Raw genomic sequence first — 24,529 nt, 5'->3', positions numbered from 1 at the left:
ATATCGCGGTGGACAACGAAGGTGCGACGCGAACGCGCCGGGGGCAACCGCGCCCCGGCGATATTCTGCTAAATTCGCAGCGACCGACGAACCGGCCCCCGGTCCGCCCGTTGCAGCGCCGCTCCGACCATCCGCACGAACGCCATGAACGACTCGCCCGACATCGCCGAACGCCTCGCCGAAGCGCGCGAGCGCGCCCTCCACCACACTGAGCAGTCGCTCGAACACATGGCCCGCTACGGGATCCGGCCCGAGGGGCAGGTCGGCCTCTTCCTCCCGCCCGAGGCGCGGCAGAGCGAGATCCACCGGATGCCGTACGAGCACGCCGCGCGACAGGTCGTCGTGTACGAGACGGAGATGGGCGAGTTCAGCGCGCTCTGCCCGTTCTCCGGCCTGCCCGACTTCGGCACGCTCCGCATCGAGTACGTGCCCGGCTCGTGGCTGCTGGAGCTGAAGAGCCTGAAGTACTACCTCATCTCGTGGCGCAACATCGGCGCGGCGCAGGAGGACATCACGGCGCTGATGTACGAAGACCTCCACCGCTGGCTCGGCGACCCCGAGCGCCTCGTCGTGACGACGGTCTACAACGTGCGCGGCGGCATCAACACGACGTGCACCGTCGACAGCCGGGAGCAGGGAAACGAAGAACCGAAGAGCGGAAGAGCGGAAGAGGGAAAGCGCGCGTAGGGGCGAATGGCGTTCGCCCTGCCTGGGGATGGTTATCCCTTCGGTTCACGCAGGCGCATCAGCCCTTCTTGCGTCACGGTGGCGACGAGCGCGCCCGCCTGGGTGTAGACCGAGCCGCGCGTGAAGCCGCGCGCGCCGGACGCCGTTGGGCTCTCCGTCACGTAGAGCAGCCACTCGTCGGCGCGGAAGGGGCGGTGGAACCACATCGCGTGGTCGAGGCTGGCGATCTGGAGGTCGGGCTGGAGCCACGAGAGGCTGTGCGGGCGGAGTGCCGTGGGCAGGAGGCCGTGGTCGGAGGCGTAGGCGAGGAGGCTCTGGTGGACGGCGAGGTCGTCCGGCAGGGCGTCGACGGCGCGGAACCACACGGCGTGCTCGGCCGGGCGCTGCTCGGGGGCGAAGGGGTTCACCGGATCGACGGGCCTGAACTCGAACGGGCGGTCCTGGGTGTAGGTCGCGCGGAGGGGCTCCGGGATGCGGTCGGCAATCGCGCGGATGAGGGAGATCTCCGAGGCGAGGCCGTCGGGTCCGGGCACGTCGGGCATCGTCGTCTGGTGCTCGTGCCCGTCCTCGACGCGCTGGAACGAGGCCGACATGTTGAAGATCGGCCGGCCGTGCTGCACCGCGCGGATGCGCCGCGTCGTGAAGGAGCCGCCGTCGCGGATGCGGTCCACGTCGTAGACGAGCGGGGCCTCGATGTCACCGGGGAGGATGAAGTAGGCGTGGAGCGAGTGCGCCACGCGGTCCGGCTCGACCGTCCGGGCCGCCGCGACGAGCGCCTGCGCGAGCACCTGCCCGCCGAAGACGCGCTTCGAGCCGAGGTTGCGGTTGAAGCCACGGAAGATGTTCTCTTCGATCTTTTCGAGGTCGAGGAGGTCGAGCAGGTCGCGGAGAGCGGGGCGCATAAGAGAGGAGAACGGGCCGGGAAGAGGATGCGAACCGAAGCTACGCGGCGCGGCGCGGCGGGGTCGCTGCGCTCCGTGGAGATGCGGGCAAAAGGGACCGGCGGGCGGGGCAGCCGTCTCCTCACGGAGCCGCCGAGGGGGGAAGCGCCTGGTGGTAGCGCATCTTGGCAGGGGGAACGTTCGCGGCGCCTCCCCTCCACTTCTCTTTGAGATAGGCTGCGTAGGCCCTGACCAGAGCGTCGACCTGCTCGTCGGGAGCCTGATCGGCGTAGGCCAGCGGCTCGCCGAATTCGATCGTCGTCCTCCCCGTCAGGTCGGAGGATGAGAAGACGGGGAGGACCGGCGCGCCCGTCGCCACGGCGAGATGGGCGAAGCCCGTTTTGAACGCGCGCTGCCGGCCGTGGAAGGGCACGGTCACGCCTCGGCTCGCCCCATAGCGATCGTCCCCCGCGATGCTGACGATGCCGCCCCGCTCCAGCGTTTTCTGACACGTGTACAGTTGCTCTACGTAGCGCTGCTGCAGGGCGGCCTCCCGCTCTACGTCGGTCAGATCGCCCTCCGCCACGGCCACGCTGACGAGCGCGCGGAGATCGGAGGGCATCAGTCGCTCGAGAACACGCCGCGCGAAGGAGAGGGAGAGCGTGTGGGCATGCACGAGCACGACCCCGCGCCCCTGCTCGTAGGCGCGCTGGAAGCGGGGCCACCCCACGACCTCGCCCCAGCGGTTCATGTCCTCCGGCGTAGCCCGGACGCGGCCAGCGATGCGCCAGAGACGGCCCCTCCGGAACGTGAGGGCCTGGTGGATGAACGCGGCCTCGTCCACGAGCGGCTGCTCGATCAACTGGTAGAACTGACGCAGGAATCGCACCTCGTCACGAAACAGGAGCCGTTGCACCATCGGCTGGCCGAAGAAGCGCGCGACGAGCCGGGCACCGACCGGGTACGGCAGACAGGCCACGATCACCCGGCGAGCGAACTCTTTGAGATGCCTGGGCGGATGAGCGGGAAGGGCATCACCGGGTGACGCCGGACCGTCGGGGGAAGCGGGATCGATGAGGGACTGCTGCCGGAGCAGCGTCACCAAGTGCGCGATCGTAGGGTCCTGCATCCAGGCTTCGAGTGGCACGTCCCGGCCCGTGCGGGCCTCGATCTCCGCCAGCGCACTCATGATCTGGATCGAGTCGCCGCCGACGGTGAAGAGGTTGTCGCTGGGGTCGATGGGGTGGACGCCGAGCTGGGTTTCGAACAGCGTTTGCAGCTGCCGTTCGAGCACCTGCGGCGACCCGGCCGGCGCCGTGTCGAGCGGCCCTTCGGATCGGGAGACGTCGCGATCCTCTCGCAGCCCGAGGTACTTCTGCCGGCTGGCCGCGCGCGCCAGCTTCCCGCTCGTCGTCTTGGCGATCCAGCCCTTGTCGACGAAGCAGACCTCGCCCAGCGCGATCGTTAGCTCGTCGAACGCCCGCTGGCGCACCCGCTGCGCCAACGCGTCGCGCTCGGCATCGGGAAGGCGCTGTGCCGCCTCGCACACCAGAACGGGCCGCTCGGTGCCAGCCCGCTCGTCCGGCACGCCGAAGGCGACCAGCCGGCCCGCCTGCGCGCCCAGGGCCGCGCGCGCGGCGGCTTCGATGTGCTCGGGGTGCACGTTACTGCCGCCCACGATGATCAGGTCCTTCTTGCGTCCGCACAGGAAGAGCTGCCCCTCAGCGAGATATCCCAGGTCCCCCGTGCGAAACCAGTCCCCGTGGAAGGCAGCCTCCGTCACGTCCGGCTGCCGGAGATAGCCCTCGAAGAGGCACGGACTCTGGACGAACACTTCCCCGACTTGGCGCTCCGGCACAGGCTGACCGGCTTCGTCCGTGATGCGCAGCGTGATGCCGGGTTTGGGGTACCCGCATCCGACGAGGGCCACGGTGTCGCCCCCGCCTCGCGTGGCCGGAACCGCTCGTTGCTGCTGCAGAGCGGGCACGGAGACCCACTCCACGTCCGGCTCCCGGTCGAGCGGGGAGAAGGTGATGCCGGCGACGTTCTCCGCCATCCCGTATCCCGCCAGGAGCGCGGAGCGCCGGAACCCGAAGGGCGCAAACCGATCGGCGAAGCGGTGCAGGCTCTCGGCTTGGATGGGCTCGGAGCCGCAGCCCAGGATGCGCCAGCTGCTGAGGTCCAAGCCTGTCAGGTCGCGCCGCTGCGTACGCCGCACGCAGTAGCTGAAGGCGAAGTTGGGCATCCAGCTGATCGTGCCCCGGAACCGGTCGATGGCCGACAGCAGGGCTTCGGGACGGCGCATCCAGTGGAACGGCGAGATGAGCACCGAGGGCACGCCCGACAGCAGCGGTGTCAGAACCTGGGTGACCAGCCCCATGTCGTGGTACAGCGGGAGCCAGCCCACGGTGACGTCGTCCTCGGTATAGGCGAACGTGTCACACGAGGTGCGCAAGTACTCCAGCACGGCCTCGTGGGACAGCATCACCCCTTTGGGCAGGCTGGTCGTCCCGCTGGAGAATTGCACGTATGCGGTCTCGTGTCCGGCGGCGAGGTATGGGTGGAGCGGCGCGGGGTCCGCAGGCGTCTGCTCCCCAGCGAGTCCCACCACCTCGCAGCCGGTCTCGGCGAGGAACGGGATCAGGGTTCGTTCGAGCGCGGCCGAGGTTGCGACGGCACGCGCGCCCACGGAGGCTACCAGCTTCTGGACCTGCCCCTGGTACACGTCGAGGGGCGCCTGCGGGTTGAAATACGGGGCGATGGCCGGGAGCGCGCCTAGGTACAGCGTGGCCAAGAAGGCCGTGATGAGGTCGCCCGAGTGAGGGAACACGAGGATGACCAGGTCGCCCCGCGCGACGCCTCGGGCACGCAGGCTCCGGGCGTAGTGCAGGGCCTCCTCGTGAAGCTGGCCGAGAGGGGTGGACTCCGTCGTGCCGTCCTCCTGCAAGAAGAGGAGCGGACGGTACTGCGGCGCCTGCTCCACCCGGTTCAGGAAGACCTCGACCATCGAGCGCCCCGGCAGGACGCCTACGCCCGGCGGGGGTCGGAGAGGGTGCGCTTGGAGGGGCAGCATGGGAAACGAGGGCTCGCACGGCTACGGAGCGGCACGATGGTGTCGCGGGTGCCGGGAGGGTCAGGCGCGTCCGAAGACGATGGAGCAGCTCATCCCGCCGAACCCGAGCGAGTTCGAGAGTACGTAGTCGAAGGCCGCGTCGGTCCGTTCCCGGACGCAGCGGACGGGGCACAGCGCGTCCTGGTCGTCGAGGTTGACGGTGGGCGGGATGACCTGGTCGTGCAGGGACAGGGCCGAGAACGCCGCTTCGAAGGCCCCGCTCGCGCCGAGCAGGTGGCCCGTGACGGACTTCGGAGCGGAGCACAACACCGCCTCGCCCATCCGGCCGATGGCCGTGGCTTCGGCGATATCGCCCTGGCGTGTCGACGTGGCGTGCGCGTTGATCCAGCCCAGTTGGTCCGCACGAACGTCGGCGCGGCGGAGAGCTTTGTGCATCAACGCCTCCGCGAACGTGTCACAGAGCTGCGTCGGGTGGCCCGTGTACGTCTGCTCGGCGAACCCAGTGATGCGGGCGTAGATGCGGGCTCCGCGCCGGCGGGCGTGCGCTTCGTCTTCGAGGACGAGGAAGCACGCGCCCTCGGCCGGGACGTAGCCTTCGCGTCGGAGATCGAAGGGGCGCGACGAGCGGTGGGGCTCGTCGATGAACGAGGTCGGGACGATGCCGAGGACGTGGGCCAGCTTGACGTTGGACGCGACGATGGACGCTTCGACGCCGCCCGCCAGGCACCAGGGCGCGCCGGTGGCGACAAGGCGGCAGGCGTGCGTGAGGGCCACGGCGCCGCTGGCGCACGCCGCGTCGACGCCGAGGGCGGGACCGCTCAGGTCGAAGGCCCGGGCGATATCCTGGAGCACGATGCTGGTCCGCTTGCCCAGGTTGTCGGCAACACTCGGTTTCCCGCCGCTGAACGTGGCGTGCGCGATGCGTTCGACTTCGGCGGCGCCGGCGGAGAGCGTGCCCATCACGATGCCGGCCGAGGCGCGGTCCTCCGGGTCCTCGCCGGGCAAGCCGGCGTCGTCGAGCGCTTCGGCCGCTGCGGCCAGCGCGAGCGAGCGGAACCGGCCCCGCTTCGTCGTGATCGAGCGCGCGCGCAGCTGATCGAGCCGGGCCTCCAGGTCCTGATCCGCGATCTCGGAGACGACGCAGTTTTCCATGCCGTGCGATGCGGCCTCGAACGCCGAGATGGCGCCCATGCGCGGCCTGCCCGCCAACAACATCTCCCATATGGGATCGCGCTCCGGTCCTAAGGCGCTGATCATCCCGATTCCCGTAATGACAGGGCGCATAGACGGGGTTCGAATAGGAGGAGTGGAGAGGGACGTTCGGACAAAGGAGAGAGGACCGCGCGCCAATATAGCGGCGCGGTCATCGCGCTTCGTGGGGGTGTGGGCAAAGAATGAAGGTTACGCGGCGGTAGTGGGGTAGTCTTTTGTAAAATAGAATGATGAGTGACCTCATCGGACCGTCCATTCTGAACCCGGGAACCCATGTCCAGCATCATCGAGCACGAGAGCGGCATCCGCATCACCCTTCCCTCGGACTACGAAGCGCCCGCCGCTCCGCCCACCCGCCGCGGTGGAGGCCGCGGCGATCGCTACGCTCCCCGCCCGCTGCCGGGCGTGGCCGGCGCCGCGGGCGACGATGGGGCCGAGGCGAGCGCCGTCGCTGCCGCGTTCGAAGAGCAGGGCTTCACCGTGACGAGCATGGACCTCCCCGCCGCCCGCCCGTCGACGACGCGGCGCGGACCGAGTCCGGCGGGGCCGCAGAGCGTGGCCGTCGACGTGCCACTCGGCGGAGAGGAGGAGGCCGTCGTTCTCGTCGAGCAGGACGGGGTCTATGCGTGGAAGCTGCCGGACGCGCCGCCGACCCCGGCAGGGCCGCGCCGCCGCAGCGGAGGCTCGGGACCGCGCGAAGTACGGTTCACGATCGAACTCTCGCCGGCTGCGGGTGGGCCGCCGGAGCGCGCGACGCGCGGGTTCATCAAAGACCTCGTCCTCGACAAAATTCTCGACAAGGCCAAGCTCTACGTCCTCCGGTTCGTCGCGAAAAAGGCGGCGGCGAAGGCGATGAGCACGCTGGAGCAGCACGTCCGGCCGGGCCTCCTCGTGATGGACGGCGGCGACCCGACGCAGTGGCGGCGGCTCGATGGGCTCGGCGGGCTCGGGCTGCCGACGGATCGACCGGCGCGGTTGCTGCTCTTCATCCACGGCACGTTCAGCAGCACGGCCGGCGCGTACGGAGCGCTCGCCGCGTATCCGTGGGGGCGGCACCTCCTCCGCGAAGCGGAGCGGACGTACGACGCCGTGCTCGGCTTCGACCACCCCACGCTGAGCGTCGATCCGAAGGCGAACGCGCAGGACCTGCTGCGCCGCCTCCGCACGGTGGGCGAGCACCCGCCCCAGATTGACGTCGTGACGCACAGCCGGGGCGGGCTCGTGTACCGGAGCCTCGTCGAACTCGTCCTCCCCGGCGAAGCGTGGCGGCCGACGTTCGGCCGCGTCGTCTTCGTCGGCACGCCGAACGCGGGGACGGGCCTCGCCGACCCCGAGAACTGGCACACGTTCGTCGACCTCTACACGAACATCGCCGTCGGCGTCTTCCGCGCCGTCAGTCTCGTCCCGGCCGCGACGTTCGTGGCGACGCTGCTCAAAGAACTGGTGCAGGGCCTCGGCGCGCTCATGAAATATCTCGCGACGGAAGTCGTGACGGAGGGGGCCGTGCCCGGCCTCGCCGCGATGCAGCCGGACGGCCCGTTCCTCCGCACGCTGAATGAGGTGCAGCCCGGTCAGCCCGAGCGGGATTGGACGAGCTACTGCGCCATCACCTCCAACTTCCACGCGCAACTGACGGGCGATCACGAGCCGCACGAGCTTCCCGCTCGCCTCCTCGCCGCCCTCGGCGACCGCGTCACCGACGCCCTCTTCCGCGACGACAGCGACCTCGTCGTGAACACCGCGTCAATGACGGCCATCGACGTCGACGCGGGGCGCTTCGTGAAAGACCACCTCGACCTTGGGAAGAACCCGCACGTCTACCACACGAACTACTTCACGCGGCCCGAGGTCGTCGCGGCGCTCGCGCGGTGGCTGGCGCTGCCCGAGCCGTCGCTCGCGGCGAGTGCGCCGCGCCGCCGCTCGTCGCGCCGGGGCGCGACGCGGGACCTGCCCGTCGCCGTGAACACCGCGATCCTCACGACGACGTCGGACACGACGGCCGGCGAAGTCCTCGACCAACTCGACGCCGAGCCCGCGGACTACGTCGTCGTGCGGCGGGGGTACGGCGACCGAGTGCTGAACTACGCCTACCGGGCCGAGGAAGTGCGGGAGATGGCGGGCGATGCGCCGCCCGATGCAGCGCTGCTCGATGCGCTCGGGATGCACGAGTTTCAAGAGTCGCCGAGCGCGCGGGCGGGGCAGTCGCTGCCCGACGTGCCCGACTACACGGCGGGGCCGACGACGGGCCGCGTCGTCGTGCTGGACGAGGGGCGACCCGTCGGGGTGCTCGCCGAGCGTCCGGCGGCGCTGTCGAGCCGGGAACTGGCCGAGCGTGCCGCGCCGCCGAAGATGGCCGAGAGTGCGCCGCCACCGGTTCCGTCAGCACCGTCCGCGCCGGCTCCGGCACCGCCGCCTCGCACGACGCGAGGAGGGACCCGTCGAGGCAGAAATCCGGGCGCGGGGGCGGGTGTCGCGTATCCTCAGCAGCAACAGCAGCAACAGCAGCAACAGCAGCAACAGCAGCAACAGCAGCAACAGCAGCAACAGCAGCAACAGCAGCAACAGCAGCAACAAGCGGGATACGAAGAGGAGATGGCTTCGGCCGACGACGGCGGGGCATGGGAAGAGGAGATGGCGCCGCTGGATGACGGCGGAGTGTGGGACTACGAAGAGTCCGCTTCGGCCCCTGGCGACGTGCCCCACGCCGACCCCGCGCCTGTGGCCTGTCATTTCTACGCCGAGATGCCGCAGCGCGTGCAGGCAGGGCACGACGCGACGCTCATGGTCGCCGTCGCGCGCGAAGCCATTGCGGTAGCCGTCGGGCAGGCGACGGCGAGCGGGCAGTCGGACGCCGTCGACCCCGAGCGCCCGATCATCCTCGACGTGCGGCCCCGGCGCGGGTTCGAAGCCGTCGGCGACCTACGAGCGACGATCCCCCCTCCGAACCCGAACGACCCGGCCGAGCTGTACTTCGACCTCCGGGCCGTGGACGTGGGGGAGGGCGAGGTCCACATCACGGCGCGGCAGGGGCAGGTGCCCCTCGTCAAGCTCAAGCTGCTCGTCGAGATCACCGCCGCCGTGCCCGACGACGGGGCGCGGCCGGTGCGCGCCGAGGGCGTCGGCGTGTCGGCCCCGCCGCTCGCCGAGCCGCTCAACCAGCTCCGCATCGACGAGCGCGACGTGGGTGGCGAGAGCTACTACGAGTTCGACCTCGAAATCCCCGGCGCCGTGCTGAAGCGGTTCGTGAGCGCGCCGTTAAAGATGGACCGGCGCGAGTACGTCGACAACCTCTACCGGGAGATCGAGGACCGGTGGCTGGGCGGGGGGCAGGACCTCGACGACTTCACGGAGGAGCTGCGGGCGCTCGGCGCGTCGCTCTTCACGCGGCTCTTCCCGGACGAGCTGCAGGGCCTGCTCTGGAAGTACCGCGATCGGCTCGGGAGCATTCAGGTGCTCTCGACGGAGCCGTTCATCCCGTGGGAGCTCGTCCACCTCAAGCCGCCCGGCGCGCCCGGGCTCCCCGATGAGACCCTCTTCCTCGCGCAGTTCGGCCTCGTCCGCTGGCTCCACGACGGGCTCCCGCCGTACATCGAGGGGTGGCCGCCCGAGGCGCTCCGGCTTCGGCCCGGCCGCGCCCGCTTCGTCATCCCCGATTACCCGCACCCCGACGACGTGCTGCCCGAAGCGCAGGAAGAAGCGGGCTACCTCGAACACGCTTTCGGCGCCCAGCGCGTCGATGCGGATCAGCAGTCCATCCGCAAGCTGCTCCGCACGCCCGGCGCGTTCGACCTGCTCCACTTCGCCTGCCACGGCGAGGCCGAGCACGACAACATCACGCTCGCGAGCCTGAAGCTGGAGGGCCGCGTTGAGAACGGGGCGGTGATCCCTGCTTACCTCAGCGCCACGACCGTCGCCGAGCACGGCAACCTCGTCGGCGAGGACGGCAACCGCCCGCTCGTCGTCGTCAACGCGTGTCAGGCCGGGCGGCTCGGGTTCTCGCTGACGAAGATCGGCGGGTTCGCGCAGGCGTTCCTGCAGGCCGGGGCGGGCGCGTTCGTCGGCACGCTGTGGTCGGTGGGCGACGCGCCGGCGCGGGCGTTCACCGAAGCGCTCTACGACGCGCTCGGCGACGGCGACACGCTCGCGGAGGCGACGCGGAAGGCGCGCGAGAAGGCGCGGTTCGAGGATGCCTCGTGGCTGGCCTACGCCGTCTACGGCCACCCGCACGCGGCGCTGCGGCGGGAGGGGCCGTAGAACAATATTCGTCGTGCTCGGGGAGCCCGTTGCTACGGGAGCCCGTGGGCGAACGCCGCCTCACCTTGTCCTGTCATCCTGAGCGAAGGCCGCAGGCCGCAGTCGAAGGATCTCTCCGGGGGGAGCCCCGCCAGCCCGTTGGAGCCATGCCCGAAGAGATGGGCTTCGCCGAGCCTTAGGGTTCTTCGACTCCGTTCCGCTCAGGATGACAAAGTGAGACGGTCGGAGCACTACCCATCATCCCCGGAAGAAGCGAGGAGTGGATCGATGGCTTCGAGCGTGGACCCGTCGTGCGCCCGGGCAAAGGCGCGCATGACCTCTCCGATCTGGCCGGCGGCCCCGCCGAGCGCCTCGCCGTTGCCGGGTCCGAGCGCCACGGCCTCTCCGAGCGCCCGCGCTTCCTGCAGCGCCGGCACGTCAGCCACGTCGAGGATCCGGTCGATCTCACGCCCGGCCCGCTGCACGCGCTGCGCCATCGCCTGAGCGAAGAGGCCCTCCGTCGTCGCCTTCGCTAGCGCCCGGAGGCTGTACTCGTAGTCGAGCGCGCGGCCCAGCACGTACATCATCCGCCTGCGCTCGGGAGTGGGCGCCCGGTTGGTCTGGTCGGTGCTGCCCTGGGAGTCCACGAAGTTGTGTCGGATCTCGGCCGACCAGTCGAGGAGTTCGAACGCGCTGCCGGGGAGGTGGCCGCCGACGTTGACGAGCTGCTCGTTGGGGACCGTGTGGCACTCGAAGCAGTTGGCCGCGACGGCGTAGAGGTCGTCCGACGGGCGCAGCATCCCGGCCTCGCGGCTCTGCGCCACCCGCACCGCGCGGTGCTCGGCCGTCTCGGTCTGGCGGGTCGCGCCGCCGAAGTTGTTGTGGATGTCGAGCCAGTCGCGTGCGGCCCCGTGGCAGCTCTCGCACGAGACGCCGGCGATCGCTCGCGGCTGCTCGTCTACGATCTTCGTGGTGTAGTGGCAGCGGAGGCAGAGGCTCTCGCGCTTGGCGAGGCGCAGCCCCATTCGGTCCAGAATAGCGCGCGCCTGCTCCGTCCTGTGGAGCTCGTCGAAGGTGGTGGCGTGGGGCGTCCCCTGCCACACCTCGTACTCGAGCAGGTGGCACTCGCCACACGGCTGCCGGTCGTTCCTCGGGTTGAGGACGATCTTCTCCGGGTCGATGCGGAGGTACGGCGAGTCGTCGGGGGGAGGGCCGGGCGCGAAGGGCATCGTGAGGGCGAGGCCGAACAGCAGCGCGAGCGGCGCGATCCACCACGAATGGAGTATGAGCGGATGTCTCATGGCGAATCTCGACGCGGGAGGGGCTAGGGGAGGGAGGGCGCCCCGCCGGGAAGGGTTTGAGCGGGCGGCAACTGCAAAGGTATACGGCAGCTAGAAAGAATCAAGGCGGCGCTCGATTTTACTGTAGAGGTGCACCTGCGTGCGCTCGGGCAAGAGGGGACGGGCCACAAAAAAAGCCGGCGCCGATAGCTTCGAAGCTATCGGCGCCGGCTGAGGTGCCCGGGACTGGAGTCGAACCAGCACGCCCTTTCGGGCACACGCCCCTCAAGCGTGCGTGTCTACCAATTCCACCACCCGGGCGGATGGGGACGACCGACGCCGCGAGGCGTCTGCCGTGGTGACTCCGGTAGGGCTCGAACCTACGACCCGCTGGTTAAAAGCCAGCTGCTCTACCAACTGAGCTACGGAGTCAGCGAGCCCGAAAGGTACGAAGCCGAGGCTACCGGTGTCAATCAGACCGGCCGCGTTCGCCGGTGAGGAGGCCAAGTATACGGCGCTCCGATGGGGGGGCGCCCGCGCGCTCCTGCGAAGTTTAGGCAAAACCAAAATGGTCCCGAATCCGGTAGCCCGTAAGCGTCTGCCTCGACGCCGGAGCCGGATTCGGCGCCCGTGGTCCGTAGTCCGTGGCCGGTCGTGAGCACGACCCCGGTGACCTTCGGAGAGCGGCGAAGACGGAGCCCCCACCTGTCTTTCCTCCCTCCCAACCACAACGCCTCAACCGGATCGTGTTATGACGCCTTACTTTGCGTTCCCTCCCCCTCCGAACTTCGCACACGACCCGTGAGACGCCTCGTCTGCCTCCTTGCGTTCGCCGCTGCGCTGCCGTGTGTGGCGCAGGATCTCGCGCTCGACCTCGTCGGCACGGTGTCATTCCCGGTCACGGCGGGCGGCAACGGCACGTCGGACGTGTGGGGCTACACGGCGCCCGACGGGGCGGAGTACGCCATCGTCGGCGTGCCCGACGGGACGGCCATCGTCTCGGTGCCCGACCTCGAGATCCTCCACACGATTCCGGGGCCGGCGCAGAACGACTACTACTTCCACCGCGACATGGTCGTCTACGGCTCGACGCTCTACGTCGTGGCCGAGATGCGGGGGACGAACGAGGGCGTGCAGGTGGTCGACCTGAGCGGGCTGCCCGAGAGCGCCGACCTCGTGATGGCGTTCACGACTGCGGAGGACGTCCGCTCGCACAACATGGACGTCGACGCCGTCACGGGCTACGCCTACGTGCTCTCCCAGCGGTATCGCGGCGTCCGCATCCTCGACCTCGCCGACCCGCTCGACCCGCAGGAAGTCGGCCTCGTCCCGCTCCCCAACGGCCACGACATGCACGCGCGCGGCGACACGCTCTACGTGGCGGAGGGGTTCTACCCCTCGTTCTCGATATGGGATGTCTCGGACAAGCAGGACCCCCAACTCCTCGCCCGGCAGCCCGTCCCGAACGGCGGCTACATGCACAACATCTGGCCGAGCGGCGACGGCCGCTACGTCGTCACGACGGAGGAGACGCGGGGGCGTACGGTGAAGGTGTGGGACATCAGCGACCTCGGCGACATCGAACTCGTCGGGGAGTACCTCGGCGCGAACGGGCTGGCGCACAACGCGCACGTGATGGGCGACCTCGTCGTGCTCTCGCACTACAGCGCGGGCGTCACCGTCGTCGACATCTCGGACCCGGCCAACCCCGTCGAGGTCGCCCGCTACGACACGACGCCGGACACCGACGACGACGAGTTCATCGGGACGTGGGGCGCGTTCCCGTACACGGCGGGCGGCTACGTCTACGCGAGCGACTTCGACGGGAAGCTGACCGTGCTGCGCATGACGAATGCGGCGACGTCGGCCGAGGCCGCGCCCGCGCCAACGCTGCGCGCCGAGGTGTACCCTAACCCGTCCCGTGCGGGCGCGACGGTGCGGTTCGACCTCGCCGAGCCAGGGCCGATGCGGGCGGCCGTCTACGACGTGCTCGGCCGCGAGGTGATGGTGCTCGCGGAGGGCGACCGCTCGGCCGGAGCGCACACGCTGGGGTGGGACGCCACCGCGCTCCCGCCGGGGGCGTACTTCCTGCGGATCGAAGCGGGCGAGACGACGCAGACGATCCAGCTTTCACGGGTGCCGTAGCGATCGCACGCCGTAGCGGGCACGGGCACGCGAGAAGGGGTGGCGACCGACGGGGGCGCGCCGTAAACTCCACCTCGCCCTGGAGATATCAACCCCGCCGCTCGATGCCGAACGCACCCCGAATCACGCTCGCCGTCCTCATCGTCGCTCTCCTCGCGGCGGCCCTCTGGCTGCTCCGCCCCGACTCCGAAGAGAAGGACCCGGCCCGTCCGCCGGTGTCCGGGGCGTACGAAGCCCTCGTGATGTGGACGATGCAGCGGGCGTATCCGGGGACGGAACTCCCGTCGGAGGGGGTGGCCGAGGCGCTGGCCGTGCGCCGCGCGCTCGAAGCCGAGAGCCGGGGCGGCGGCGACGAGGTGTGGGAATCCATCGGGCCGGACAACGTGGGCGGGCGGACGCTCGCGCTCGCGATCAACCCCGAGCGGCCGGAGTCGGTGTGGGCCGGCTCGGCGGGCGGCGGGCTCTGGCGTTCGTACACCGGCGGCACCGGCGCGGCGTGGGAGCGCGTCCCGACCGGCTTCGGCGTGACGGCGGCCTCGGCCGTCGTGATCGCGCCCGGCGACACGAGCACGGTCTACCTCGGCACCGGCGAGGTCTACCGCTACGGCGAGTCGACGGGGGGCGTGGTCTACCGGCCGACGCGCGGGAGCTACGGCATGGGCATCCTCAAATCGACGGACGGCGGCGCGACGTGGGCGACGAGCCTCGACTGGTCGCGGAACCAGGAGCGCGGCGTGCAGATGCTCCGCTTCGACCCGACCGACGACGCCACGCTGTGGGCCGCGACGACCGAGGGCATCTACGTCACCCGCGACGCCGGCGCGACGTGGACGCTGTCGCTCGACGTGGTGATGGGGACCGACGTGACGGTGAACCCCGCCAACCCCGACGACGTCCTCGCCGTCTGCGGCAACCAGGAGTCGCCGGACTACGGGTTCTACCGGACGACCGACGGCGGCGAGACGTGGGCGCAGGTCACCGACGGGCTCCCCACGAGTTACATCGGGAAGGTGCTCCTCAGCCGCCACCCGACCGAGGCGGAGACGATCTACGCCAGCATCGGCGACGGCATCTTCAGCTCGGGCGGGACACAGACCTACCTCGTCCGCACGACCGACGGCGGCGATTCGTGGGAGACCCTCAGCACGTTCGACTATGCCCGCTTCCAGGGCTGGTTCGCCCACTACGTCGGCGTCAACCCGCTCGACCCCGACGTGCTCTACCTCGGTGGCGTCAACATGTACCGCTCCAACGGCGAGGGGCAGAACATCACCCAGCTCAACCCGATCCACGCCGACAACCACGCCGTCGCGTTCCACCCGACGGACCCCGACATCGTGTACCTCGCCGGCGACGGCGGCGTCTACCGCACGACGGACGGCGGCGACACGATCGAGAACCTCGAGTTCGGGATGCGGACGGCGCAGTTCTACAACGGCACGTCGGTCTCCGCGGACGGAGCGTACATGCTCGGCGGGCTGCAGGACAACGGCACCGTCCGCATGGAAGAGGGCGAGGCGTGGGACCATGTCTTCGGCGGCGACGGGACGTGGACGGCCATCGACCCGAGCGATCCCGACATTGCCTACGCTTCGTCGCAGGGCCTCAACCTCCGCCGCTCAAGCGATGGGGGCTTCTCGTTTACCGCTGGCATTGCGCCGCCGTTCTCCGACGAGACCGCGTTCATCGCGCCCTATGCCGTCGCGCCGAGCGCGCCGAGCACGCTCTACGCCGGGCGCAGCATTGTCTATAAATCGACGAACCGAGGGACCAATTGGACGGCGACGAACGGGGGCGCTAACGTGGACCCGAACGGGAATCCGCCGCTCGCCCTCGCCGTTTCGCCCGTCGACGAGGATGTCGTCTACGTCGCGACGGCTCCGCTCCTCCGCGATCCCGTCGACAATCCCGGCCCGCCGCGCCTCTTCGTGACCCGCGATGGGGGCGACGCATGGACCGACATCACGCTCGGCCTGCCCGACCGCTTCGTCGTCGACATCGCCGTCCACCCGACCGACGACGCCACCGTGTGGGTGACGATGGGCGGCTTCGGCACGCCGCACGTCTTTAAAACCGAGGACTCTGGCGCGACGTGGACTGACGTCACCGGCCCGCTCCCCGACGCCCCGACGAACGCCGTCGCCTTCGACCCGCTCGCGCCCGACACCGTGTTCGTCGGGAACGACGTGGGCGTGTTCGTCACGCGCGACGCGGGCGCGACGTGGGAGGCGTTCAGCGATGGGCTGCCCGAGGCCGTGCTCGTGATGGACCTCGTGGCGGCTGGCGACCGGACGCTCCGCGTGGCGACGCACGGGAACGGGGTCTACCGCCGCCCGCTCGTCCTCAACCCCGTGGCCGCCGAGTCCGACACGGCCCCGACCGGCTTCCGCCTCAGCCAGAACGCGCCGAACCCGTTCCGCGATCGCACGACGCTCGGGTTCGAGCTCGACCGGCCGGGCGACGTGCGGCTGGAGGTCTTCGACGCCGCCGGCCGTCGCGTGGCGACGCTCGCCGAGGGCCGCCGCGCCGCCGGCTCGCACACCGTCGCGTGGGACGCCGACGGGCTCGCGAGCGGGGTCTACTTCGCGCGGCTCAGCGCGGGCGGATCCGTCGCGACGCGGCAGATGACGCTGGTGCGGTAACCAAACACCGGGCGCGATGTCATCGAGCCGTACGCCAGAAGTGGATGGTGGGACGAGCGAGGCCGGATGATCCGGCGCAGCGCGGCTTCACGTTCCTGATAGAGAAGCGGGGCTCGGGCCTCGGATTCCTCTATCACAACGTGTCGCTGCCATGTCCGGTCTCACCGCCCGCGCCCTCGGGGTCGCTCTCGCGCTCCTACTCACGCTCGTTCCCCGCGCTAGCGCACAGCACCACGTCGCGGAGGCGCCGTCGATCCGGGCGGCAGATGCCAGCATCCCGCTGACCAAGGCGTTCGCCGCCCCGCCGCCCTCCAGCTTCGCCCCGGACTCCATCGTCTACGACGACCGGAACGCGACGCCGGACGACTACCTCGGCTTCGGCGCGGCGACGGAGTTCTACGCGGCGACGCGGTTCACGACGTCCTCGGCCTTCACGCTTACGGGCACCCGCTTCGCATACCGGACGGAGTCGGGGACGCAGGACCTCGCGATCGCCGTGTACGACGATGCGGCCGGGCCGAACAGCCCCACCGGCGGCAACCTCCTGTTCTTCGGCTCGGGGAGCGCGCCCGCGCCCAACGGCCAACTCCTCGCGGTCAGCTTCGACCCGGCGCCGCCGACCTTCCAGGCGGGGGAATCGTTCTTCATCGTCGTCGGCTTCCTCGACGTCCCGTTCCCGATGGGCACGGACGACGAGGGCACCGGCAACTACGCCGGCCGCTGCTTCTTCAGCGGGACGAGTGCGCCGAACGACTGGACCGCGCTCGGGGACATCCTCGGGAACGGGCAACAAGACGCGTTCGTGATCCGCGCCCTCGGCGATTCGGGCGGCGGTGGCGGCAACGTGCCGGACATCGCGGTGACGCCGGCCAGCCTCGGCGCAACGCTGGCGGCTGGAGCGACCACGACGCTGAACCTGACGATCGGCAACACCGGAGCGGGGTCGCTCTCATGGAATGCGTCGGCCACCGCCAATCGGCCTGCCGGGCTTGAGCCGCCGGTGGCGGAGCGCTACGGCACGGCTCCGGCGGTCTCGGACTTCGCCGCGCTCCGCGAAACCGCGCGGCGGACCGGCTCGGTCGCCGTGATCGTCGGGCTGAACACGGCGTTCCGGCCCGAAGGGGAGTTGGGCCGGAACGATGCGGTGGACCGGCAGCGGACAGGGATCGCCTCGGCGCGGGAGGCCCTGCTGGACCGGCTCGCCGCCTACGACGTGCGCTCCGTCAAGACCTTCGAGACCGTGCCCTACGTCGCGATGACCGTGGACGTCGCCGGGCTCGACGCCCTCGCCGCCGACCCCGGCGTGTACGACGTACACGAGGACGTGCTCTACCCCACGTCGCTGGCGGAGAGCACGGCGATCGTCGGGGCGCCCGCGGCGTGGCAGCAGGGGTTCTCCGGCGCGGGGCAGGCCGTCGCCGTGCTCGACACGGGCACCGACACGGGGCACCCGTTCTTCGGCGGGCGGGCCGTCGCCGAGGCGTGCTTCTCATCGTCGCAGGCCGGCGTGGCCGTGTCCAACTGCCCGAACGGGCAGACCCAGCAGACCGGGCCCGGCGCAGCGGCCCCGTGCGGGGTCGACGGATGCAACCACGGCACGCACGTCGCCGGGATCGCCGTGGGCCGTGGCCCCGCGTTCTCCGGCGTGGGGCGGGACGCGAGCCTCATCGCCGTGCAGGTCTTCACCACCATCCTCGACGCGCAGATCTGCGGCGGCCAGGCTCCCTGCACCCTCACCGCGACCTCGGACCAGATGCGCGGGCTCGAGTACGTCTACGGCCAGCGCAACACGTTCGCTATTGCCTCGGCCAACATGAGCCTCGGGGGCGGCCAGTTCACGAGCGCCTGCGACGACAACCCGCTCAAGCCCGTCATCGACAACCTCCGGGCGGCGGGGATCGCGACCGTCATCGCGTCGGGGAACGAGAGCTTCACGAACGCCATGGGCGCGCCGGCCTGCATCTCGACGGCCGTCAGCGTCGGCTCCACGCAGGACGGCTCCGGCGGGACGATCGTCGATGCGATCTCCCCGTTCTCGAACAGCTCGGCCGGCCTCCACCTGCTCGCGCCCGGCCAGACCATCACGTCGTCGATGCCCGGCGGCGTCTTCGGCGAACTGAGCGGCACCTCGATGGCCGCCCCGCACGTCGCCGGGGCGTGGGCCGTGATGAAGGGCCAGCGCCCGCAGGCCAGCGTCACCGAAATCCTCGACGCCATCGCCTCGACGGGCGTCCCCGTCACGGATTCCCGCAACGGCCTTACCCGGCCGCGTCTCCAGCTCGACGCGGCGCTCAACACGGGCGGCGGGGCCTCGTGGATCGCCGTCACGCCGGGCTCGGGCACGACGACACCCGGCGCGAGCAGCACGGTGACCGTCGGACTGAGCGCGGTCGGATTGCAGGCCGGGACGTACACCGGCACCGTCGTCATCACCTCGAACGACCCGGACGAGGCGACCTTCACGGTGCCCGTCACACTCACCGTCGAGGGAGGCGGAACGGGCGGCGGGACGCTTACGCACCTCACGGACACGGACACGCAGAACGCCTTCACGACGCAGGGCGGCGGGTTCGTCCACGGCACGAACGAATTCACCGACCTCGGCAAGGCCGTCGCGTTCGAGGTGCCGGGCGGCGGCCTGCTCGAAGGCGTCGACGTCTACCTCAGCGCGCGCGCGCCGACCCCGGCGCTCGTGTCGTACACGCTCCGGGTCTACGGCGGCACGGCAGCGACGGGCCCGCAGGGCAGTCCGCTGTTCTCGCAGACCTACACCCTGGCTGATGCGCAGGTCGATGGCGATCCGGCCACGCCATCGCCGGCCACGGAACTCCGGTTCGCCCCGGTCGCCGTCCCGGCCTCGTTCTTCGTGTCCGTCGAGTACGCCGCGCCGTACGGCACGAACGACTTCACGATCGCCGCCACGCAGTCGCTCGGCGCCCCCTCACCGTTCGAGTGGGAGCTGTGGAGCGATAACACGTGGCATAACATGTCGCAGGCGTGGTTCCAGAACGCCGACGACGGCTGGCACATGTGGGTCGAGGCGCTGATGGGGAACGCGGTCGCGAATGAGAGCGAGAGCGGGATTCCCGATCAGGCCGCGCTGGAGGCGAACTACCCCAACCCGTTCGCGCCGTCGACCACGCTCCGGTACGCGCTGCCGCGCGCTTCGGACGTGCGGCTGGAGGTGTTCGACGCGCTCGGCCGCCGCGTGGCGGTGCTGGCCGAGGGGCGCTTCGAGGCCGGGTCGCACACCGCGACGTGGGATGCGCGCGGGCTCGCCAGTGGCGTCTACGTCGCGCGGTTCTCGGCGGACGGCGTGGTGGCGACGCGGCGGATGACGCTGCTGCGATAGCGGAGCGGACCCCCGCCCGGTGCGCCATCAGTCGCTCCGGGACGAGTCCCTACGCTTGCTCAGGGCGCACCGGGCTGTCCCCCTCGCCGAGGGGGACAGCCGCGCAAAGTGGGGAACGAGCGTAGCGAGTGACCGTGAGCGCGGCAGGGGGTCGCGAGCCTACGACGGCTGCTTCACCGCCTTCGTCTTGTCCGAGCCGTCGCCCGCTTTGGCGTCGGGGAGGACGGTGCGGATGTGGAGGTCGCGGAGCTGGCGGTCGTCGACGGCGTCCGGCGTGTGGCTCATCAACTCCGACGCCGCCTGCGTTTTCGGAAACGCGATCACGTCTCGCAGCGACGATGCGCCGGTGAGGTGCATCACGATCCGGTCGAGGCCGAAGGCGATGCCGCCGTGGGGCGGCGCGCCGTAGCGGAAGGCGTCGAGGAGGAAGCCGAATCGCTCCTGCGCCTCCTCCGCCTCGATGCCGAGGGCGCGGAACATCTGCTGCTGCACCTCGCGACGGTGGATCCGGATCGAGCCCCCACCGAGTTCGGAGCCGTTGAGGACGAGGTCGTACGCCCGCGCCCGGACTGCGCCGGGGTCGGTGTCGAGCTTCGCCATGTCCTCGGCCTTCGGGCTCGTGAACGGGTGGTGCATGGCGTAGAACCGGTCCTCGTCGGCGTCGTGTTCGAGGAGCGGGAAGTCCGTCACCCACAGGAAGCGCCACGGGCCGTCGGCACCGTCGGGGAGGAGGCCGAGCTCGTCGGCGAGGTGGAGGCGGAGCGTGCCGGCCTGCTCGAACACTTTCGGTTGCGGCCCGGCGAGCACGAGCACGAGGTCGCCGGCTTCGGCACCGACGGCTTCGATCGCGCGGTCGACGTACTCGGTCGGGAGGACCTCCGACTTCACGGAGGAGAACGTCTCGCTGCCGTCGCTCGGGAGCTTGAAGTAGACGAGCCCGCCCGCGCCGATCCGCTTGCGGACGACGTCTTTGTCGAGCCGGTCCATCGCGCCGCGCCCGCGGTCGCCCTCGCCCGGCACGCGGATCGCGACGATCGCGCCGCCCGCGTCGACGACGTTGCTGAACACGCGGAACGGGGTGTCGGCGAAGGCGGCTGACACGTCGTGGAGTTCGAGGCCGAAGCGGAGGTCGGGCTTGTCGGAGCCGTAGCGGCGGATCGCCTCGGCGTACGGCATCCGCTGGAACGGCGTCTCCAACTCCGTCCCCTTCAGCTCGCGCCAGACCTGCGCCATCAGGCCCTCCATCATCTCGTAGATCCCCTCCTCCGTCGCGAACGTCATCTCGACGTCGATCTGCGTGAACTCCGGCTGGCGGTCGGCGCGGAGGTCCTCGTCGCGGAAGCACTTCACGATCTGGAAGTAGCGGTCGAGCCCCGCGACCATGAGGATCTGCTTGTACGTCTGCGGCGATTGCGGGAGCGCGTAGAACTGGCCGGGGTGGACGCGGCTCGGCACGAGGTAGTCGCGCGCGCCCTCCGGCGTCGACTTCATCAGCACCGGCGTCTCGACCTCGACGAAGTCGTGCCCGTCGAAGTAGCGGCGGACGCTCTGGTAGAGCTTCGAGCGGAGGAGGAGGTTCTGTTGGAGTGCGGGCCGCCGGAGATCGAGGTAGCGGTACTGGAGGCGGAGCTCCTCGTTCGTGTTCTGCTGCTTCTCCTCGTGCGCCGTCACGACGAAGGGGAGCGGCTCGGCCGTGTTGAGGATTTCCACGTCGTCCACCCACACCTCGATCTCGCCCGTCGCGAGCTTCGGGTTGACCTGGTCGGCGTCGCGCCGGCGGACCTCGCCGCGGACGGAGATCACGGCCTCGGTGCGGAGCTTCTCTGCGTTCTCGTACGCCGCCTGCGCGACTTGGGGTGAGAAGACCACCTGCGTCAGCCCGTAGCGGTCGCGGAGGTCGATGAAGATGAGACCGCCGAGGTCGCGCCGGGTGTCGACCCAGCCTTTGAGCGTGACCGTCTGGCCGACGTGCTCATCGCGGAGCGCGCCGTTCGTGTGCGTGCGGGGGGCGTGTTCGGACATGGGGAGTGCCAGGAGAGCGAAGGAGAATCCCCCGTTGTCATTGCGAGGAGGCCGAAGGCCGACGCGGCAATCTCCGAAGGACTTCTAGAGGTCTTCCGGCCTGCTTCCCTAGGGAGATTGCTTCGTCGCTTCGCTTCTCGCAATGACAATGGGGAGGTAACGAGCTTGCTAAGGTCGGGGCGGCAGCGGGGAAGAAATGAAAATTTGCGATTGATAATGGCGATGCCGGGCACGGAGCGCGCCGCGTGCGTCATCTTCCTCCCATGAACCTCACCGACCCTCACGCCCTCGCCGATGCCGTCCTCGCGGGCCACCGCCGCGCCGTCGCCCGCGCCATCACGCGCGTCGAGAACGGCCTTGAAGGGGCCGATGACCTCGTAGACGCGCTCTACCCGCACACCGGCGGCGCGTGGCGCGTTGGCATCACGGGGCCGCCCGGCGCGGGGAAGTCCACGCTTACCGACCGGCTCATCGGGCACGTCCGCGAGGCCGGGCAGACAATCGGCGTCGTCGCCGTCGACCCGTCGAGTCCGTTCACGGGGGGCGCGCTCCTCGGCGACCGCGTCCGCCTCAGCGAGCGGCTCGGCGACGACGGCGTGTTCTTCCGCTCGCTCGCGGCGCGCGGCGCGGGCGGCGGGCTCTCCGAAGCGACCGAGGCGGCGTGCGACGTGCTCGACGCCGCCGGCTTCGACCGCGTGCTCATCGAGACCGTCGGCGTGGGGCAGGGCGAACTCGATGTGGCCGAGGCCGCCGACACCGTCGTCGTCGTGCTCGTGCCCGAGAGCGGCGACGCGATCCAGGCGATGAAGGCCGGGCTGATGGAGATCGCCGACGTGTTCTGCGTCAACAAGGCCGACCACCCCGACGCCAACGCGCTCGTCGGCGCGCTCCGCTCGACGCTGCGGCTGCGTGCGCACGACGAGGCGACGTGGATGCCCCCCGTCGTGAAGACCGTCGCCACGCAGACGGAGGGGCTGGACGCGCTCACCGACGCCATGCAGCAACACCGCGACTGGCTGGCCGCCGACGGCCGGTGGGAGGCGAAGCGGGCAGCCCGGCTGCGCCGCCGCGTCCGCCGCCTCGTGCAAGCCGACTGGCAGCGGCGGTTCTGGACAACTGAGCGGCAGGCCGCGCTCGACGATGCGCTCGATGCGTTCGGTGCCGACGCTCTCGCCCCGCACGCCCTCGCGCTCCAACTGCTCGATGGGGCTGCGTGAGGGTGTGACCTCGCTGGACAGACCGGCGGCCTATCCGGGAGGAACGCCGGATCGCCCTGCACGGCCTGTGGATTCTTCCTATCTTCTGCCCGTTCGCTTGGCGACGTCTCCTCTTCGCTGTCTTCCTCTTCCCACCGAGTAGACCCCTATGGCAAAAGATCCCAACGCTGAGGCCTCGACGGACCTCGCCGCGCATGAAATCGCCGCTGCCGGCGGAGGCGTCGCCTCTGGCGCGATTGGCGCGAACGACACGCGCTTCTTCGGGCACCCGCTCGGGCTCTCGAATCTCTTCTTCACCGAGCTCTTCGAGCGCTTCTCGTACTACGGGATGCGCGCCCTCCTCGTCCTGTTCATGACCGCGGCGACGGTCGACGGCGGGCTGGGCTACGACGTGGCGACCTCGGCCCTGATCTACGGGCTCTACACCTCGCTCGTCTACCTCGTGAACCTCCCCGGCGGCTGGATCGCCGACCGGATCCTCGGGCAGCGGCGCTCCGTCCTCGTCGGCGGCATCATCATCGCCCTCGGCCACTTCACGATGGCGATCCCGTCGACGATCTTCTTCTTCTCCGGCCTAGGCCTCATCGTGATCGGGACGGGCCTCTTGAAGCCGAACATCTCGGTGATGGTCGGGCAGCTCTACCCGGCCGAGGACGCCCGGCGCGACGCCGGTTTCACGATCTTCTACATGGGGATCAACATGGGCGCCTTCGCGGCCCCGCTCGTCTGCGGCGCGCTCGCGATCAACTACGGTTGGCACTACGGCTTCGCTGCGGCCGGCGTCGGCATGACGGTCGGGATGATCGTTTACGTGCTCTTCGGGAAGCAACTCGGCAACGTCGGCGCGCTCACCGCTGAGGCGCAGCGAGAGAAGGCGACGGCGCGCGGCGCGTTCTTCAAAGGGCTCGGCGGCTTCGCCGTGCTCATCGCGGTCCTCGGCGGGCTGATGGCGGCGGGCGTGATCGCCTCCACGGCCGAGACGATCACGACGATCTACACCGTGATCTTGCTCGTCATCGTCTTCGGCCTCTTCGGATGGCTCTTCACACGCGACTACTGGACCGACGCCGAGCGGAAGCGGCTCTACCTCATCGGGCTCCTCTTCCTCGGCGCGGCCGTCTTCTGGGCGGCGTTCGAGCAGGCCGGCTCCAGCCTCAACCTCTTCGCGCAGGAGTCCACCGACCGCACCGTCGGCGACTGGCTGCAGTGGATCCCGGGGCTCGGCACCGGCGTGATTCCGGCGGCGTGGTTCCAGTCGCTCAATGCCCTGTTCATCTTCACGATCGCGCCCGTCGTGGCCGCGCTGTGGGTGTGGCTCGGGCGGCGCGGGAAGGACCCGTCGAGCCCGACGAAGTTCGGCGTCGGCCTCGTGCTCCTCGGGCTCGGGTTCGTCGTGATGATCGGGGCCGGGGCCGCCGCAGCCGGCGGCGCCGAAGTCTCGCCGATGTGGCTCGTACTGACGTACCTCCTCCACACCCTCGGCGAGCTCACGCTCTCGCCCGTCGGGCTGAGCGCGATGACGAAGTTGGCCCCGGCCCGCGTCTCGTCGCTGATGATGGGGGTGTGGTTCCTCGGCGCCTCCGTCGGCAACTTCATCGCCGGCTACATCGCGTCGTTCTACGAAGTCCTCGAACTTCCCTCGTTCATGGGCCTCGTCGCGTCGATCGCGATTGCGGCAGGCGTCGTGTTCTTCTTCATCGCCGGTCCGTTCAAGCGGATGATGGCGCGCTCGGAAGAGGCCGCCGCCATCTCACACTGACGCTCGTTCCCATCCCGACCCGTAGG

The 24,529-nt window shown here is 70.1% G+C and carries 12 protein-coding genes and 2 tRNA genes; 7 read left to right on the top strand and 7 right to left on the bottom strand.

What is annotated here, in order from left to right:
• Positions 1 to 144 precede the first annotated feature (144 nt).
• On the top strand, positions 145 to 687 hold the full coding sequence (gene queF / locus ABJF88_00785) for a preQ(1) synthase (protein ID MEP0545445.1): 543 nt from the start codon (positions 145 to 147) through the stop codon (positions 685 to 687).
• A gap of 32 nt (positions 688 to 719) precedes the next feature.
• Here queF and tesB read toward each other — a convergent pair whose 3' ends face one another.
• The 3 genes from tesB to ABJF88_00770 form a co-directional block, all read right to left on the bottom strand.
• On the bottom strand, positions 720 to 1,589 hold the full coding sequence (gene tesB / locus ABJF88_00780; protein MEP0545444.1) for an acyl-CoA thioesterase II: 870 nt from the start codon (positions 1,587 to 1,589) through the stop codon (positions 720 to 722).
• Positions 1,590 to 1,710: 121 nt separating this feature from the next.
• Positions 1,711 to 4,575 (bottom strand): AMP-binding protein, encoded by a 2,865-nt coding sequence (locus tag ABJF88_00775; protein MEP0545443.1) that lies wholly within the window; start codon positions 4,573 to 4,575, stop codon positions 1,711 to 1,713.
• A gap of 126 nt (positions 4,576 to 4,701) precedes the next feature.
• The gene (locus ABJF88_00770; GenBank protein ID MEP0545442.1) at positions 4,702 to 5,925 is read right to left on the bottom strand and encodes a beta-ketoacyl-[acyl-carrier-protein] synthase family protein; all 1,224 of its coding nucleotides are present in this window, start codon (positions 5,923 to 5,925) and stop codon (positions 4,702 to 4,704) included.
• Between the two features lie 201 nt (positions 5,926 to 6,126).
• On the opposite strand from ABJF88_00770, the gene ABJF88_00765 reads away from it, so the two are divergent.
• Positions 6,127 to 10,107, top strand: a complete 3,981-nt coding sequence (locus ABJF88_00765; protein MEP0545441.1) for a CHAT domain-containing protein — start codon at positions 6,127 to 6,129, stop codon at positions 10,105 to 10,107.
• Positions 10,108 to 10,337: 230 nt separating this feature from the next.
• On the opposite strand, the gene ABJF88_00760 is transcribed toward ABJF88_00765, so the two are convergent.
• The 3 genes from ABJF88_00760 to ABJF88_00750 all read right to left on the bottom strand — a co-directional run bounded on the left by ABJF88_00760 (position 10,338) and on the right by ABJF88_00750 (position 11,798).
• Positions 10,338 to 11,387: a cytochrome c family protein gene (locus ABJF88_00760; protein ID MEP0545440.1), complete on the bottom strand. Its 1,050-nt coding sequence runs from the start codon at positions 11,385 to 11,387 to the stop codon at positions 10,338 to 10,340.
• Between the two features lie 216 nt (positions 11,388 to 11,603).
• Positions 11,604 to 11,687 (bottom strand) — tRNA-Leu (locus ABJF88_00755).
• A 35-nt stretch (positions 11,688 to 11,722) separates the two neighbouring features.
• Positions 11,723 to 11,798: transfer RNA gene (locus tag ABJF88_00750), tRNA-Lys, on the bottom strand.
• Between the two features lie 369 nt (positions 11,799 to 12,167).
• On the opposite strand from ABJF88_00750, the gene ABJF88_00745 reads away from it, so the two are divergent.
• From ABJF88_00745 to ABJF88_00735, 3 genes are all read left to right on the top strand, one after another.
• Complete coding sequence (locus ABJF88_00745; protein ID MEP0545439.1) at positions 12,168 to 13,511, top strand: choice-of-anchor B family protein; 1,344 nt, start codon at positions 12,168 to 12,170, stop codon at positions 13,509 to 13,511.
• Between the two features lie 104 nt (positions 13,512 to 13,615).
• Positions 13,616 to 16,153, top strand: a complete 2,538-nt coding sequence (locus ABJF88_00740; GenBank protein ID MEP0545438.1) for a YCF48-related protein — start codon at positions 13,616 to 13,618, stop codon at positions 16,151 to 16,153.
• A gap of 151 nt (positions 16,154 to 16,304) precedes the next feature.
• Complete coding sequence (locus ABJF88_00735; GenBank protein ID MEP0545437.1) at positions 16,305 to 19,505, top strand: S8 family serine peptidase; 3,201 nt, start codon at positions 16,305 to 16,307, stop codon at positions 19,503 to 19,505.
• A 159-nt stretch (positions 19,506 to 19,664) separates the two neighbouring features.
• Here the strand turns inward: ABJF88_00735 and aspS are convergent, their stop codons facing one another.
• Complete coding sequence (aspS, locus tag ABJF88_00730; GenBank protein MEP0545436.1) at positions 19,665 to 21,527, bottom strand: aspartate--tRNA ligase; 1,863 nt, start codon at positions 21,525 to 21,527, stop codon at positions 19,665 to 19,667.
• Positions 21,528 to 21,790: 263 nt separating this feature from the next.
• Here aspS and meaB point away from each other — a divergent pair, with 263 nt between their 5' ends.
• Together meaB and ABJF88_00720 are read left to right on the top strand one after the other, a co-directional pair.
• On the top strand, positions 21,791 to 22,744 hold the full coding sequence (gene meaB, locus ABJF88_00725; GenBank protein MEP0545435.1) for a methylmalonyl Co-A mutase-associated GTPase MeaB: 954 nt from the start codon (positions 21,791 to 21,793) through the stop codon (positions 22,742 to 22,744).
• A gap of 148 nt (positions 22,745 to 22,892) precedes the next feature.
• Positions 22,893 to 24,503 (top strand): peptide MFS transporter, encoded by a 1,611-nt coding sequence (locus ABJF88_00720; GenBank protein MEP0545434.1) that lies wholly within the window; start codon positions 22,893 to 22,895, stop codon positions 24,501 to 24,503.
• Positions 24,504 to 24,529: the final 26 nt, after the last annotated feature.

The organism is Rhodothermales bacterium (assembly GCA_039944855.1).
In the GTDB taxonomy this organism is placed as follows: Bacteria; Bacteroidota; Rhodothermia; order Rhodothermales; family JANQRZ01; genus JBBSMX01.
This window is presented reverse-complemented; position numbering and strand designations above follow the sequence as displayed.

Coding starts and splice junctions, on each gene's coding strand:
- ABJF88_00765 (MEP0545441.1), top strand. CDS start 6,127: ATGTCCAGCATCATCGAGCACGAGAGCGGCATCCGCATCACCCTTCCC.
- ABJF88_00775 (MEP0545443.1), bottom strand. CDS start 4,575: ATGGTCGAGGTCTTCCTGAACCGGGTGGAGCAGGCGCCGCAGTACCGT.
- aspS (MEP0545436.1), bottom strand. CDS start 21,527: ATGTCCGAACACGCCCCCCGCACGCACACGAACGGCGCGCTCCGCGAT.
- queF (MEP0545445.1), top strand. CDS start 145: ATGAACGACTCGCCCGACATCGCCGAACGCCTCGCCGAAGCGCGCGAG.
- ABJF88_00720 (MEP0545434.1), top strand. CDS start 22,893: ATGGCAAAAGATCCCAACGCTGAGGCCTCGACGGACCTCGCCGCGCAT.
- ABJF88_00760 (MEP0545440.1), bottom strand. CDS start 11,387: ATGAGACATCCGCTCATACTCCATTCGTGGTGGATCGCGCCGCTCGCG.
- ABJF88_00735 (MEP0545437.1), top strand. CDS start 16,305: ATGTCCGGTCTCACCGCCCGCGCCCTCGGGGTCGCTCTCGCGCTCCTA.
- meaB (MEP0545435.1), top strand. CDS start 21,791: ATGAACCTCACCGACCCTCACGCCCTCGCCGATGCCGTCCTCGCGGGC.
- ABJF88_00770 (MEP0545442.1), bottom strand. CDS start 5,925: ATGCGCCCTGTCATTACGGGAATCGGGATGATCAGCGCCTTAGGACCG.
- ABJF88_00740 (MEP0545438.1), top strand. CDS start 13,616: ATGCCGAACGCACCCCGAATCACGCTCGCCGTCCTCATCGTCGCTCTC.
- tesB (MEP0545444.1), bottom strand. CDS start 1,589: ATGCGCCCCGCTCTCCGCGACCTGCTCGACCTCCTCGACCTCGAAAAG.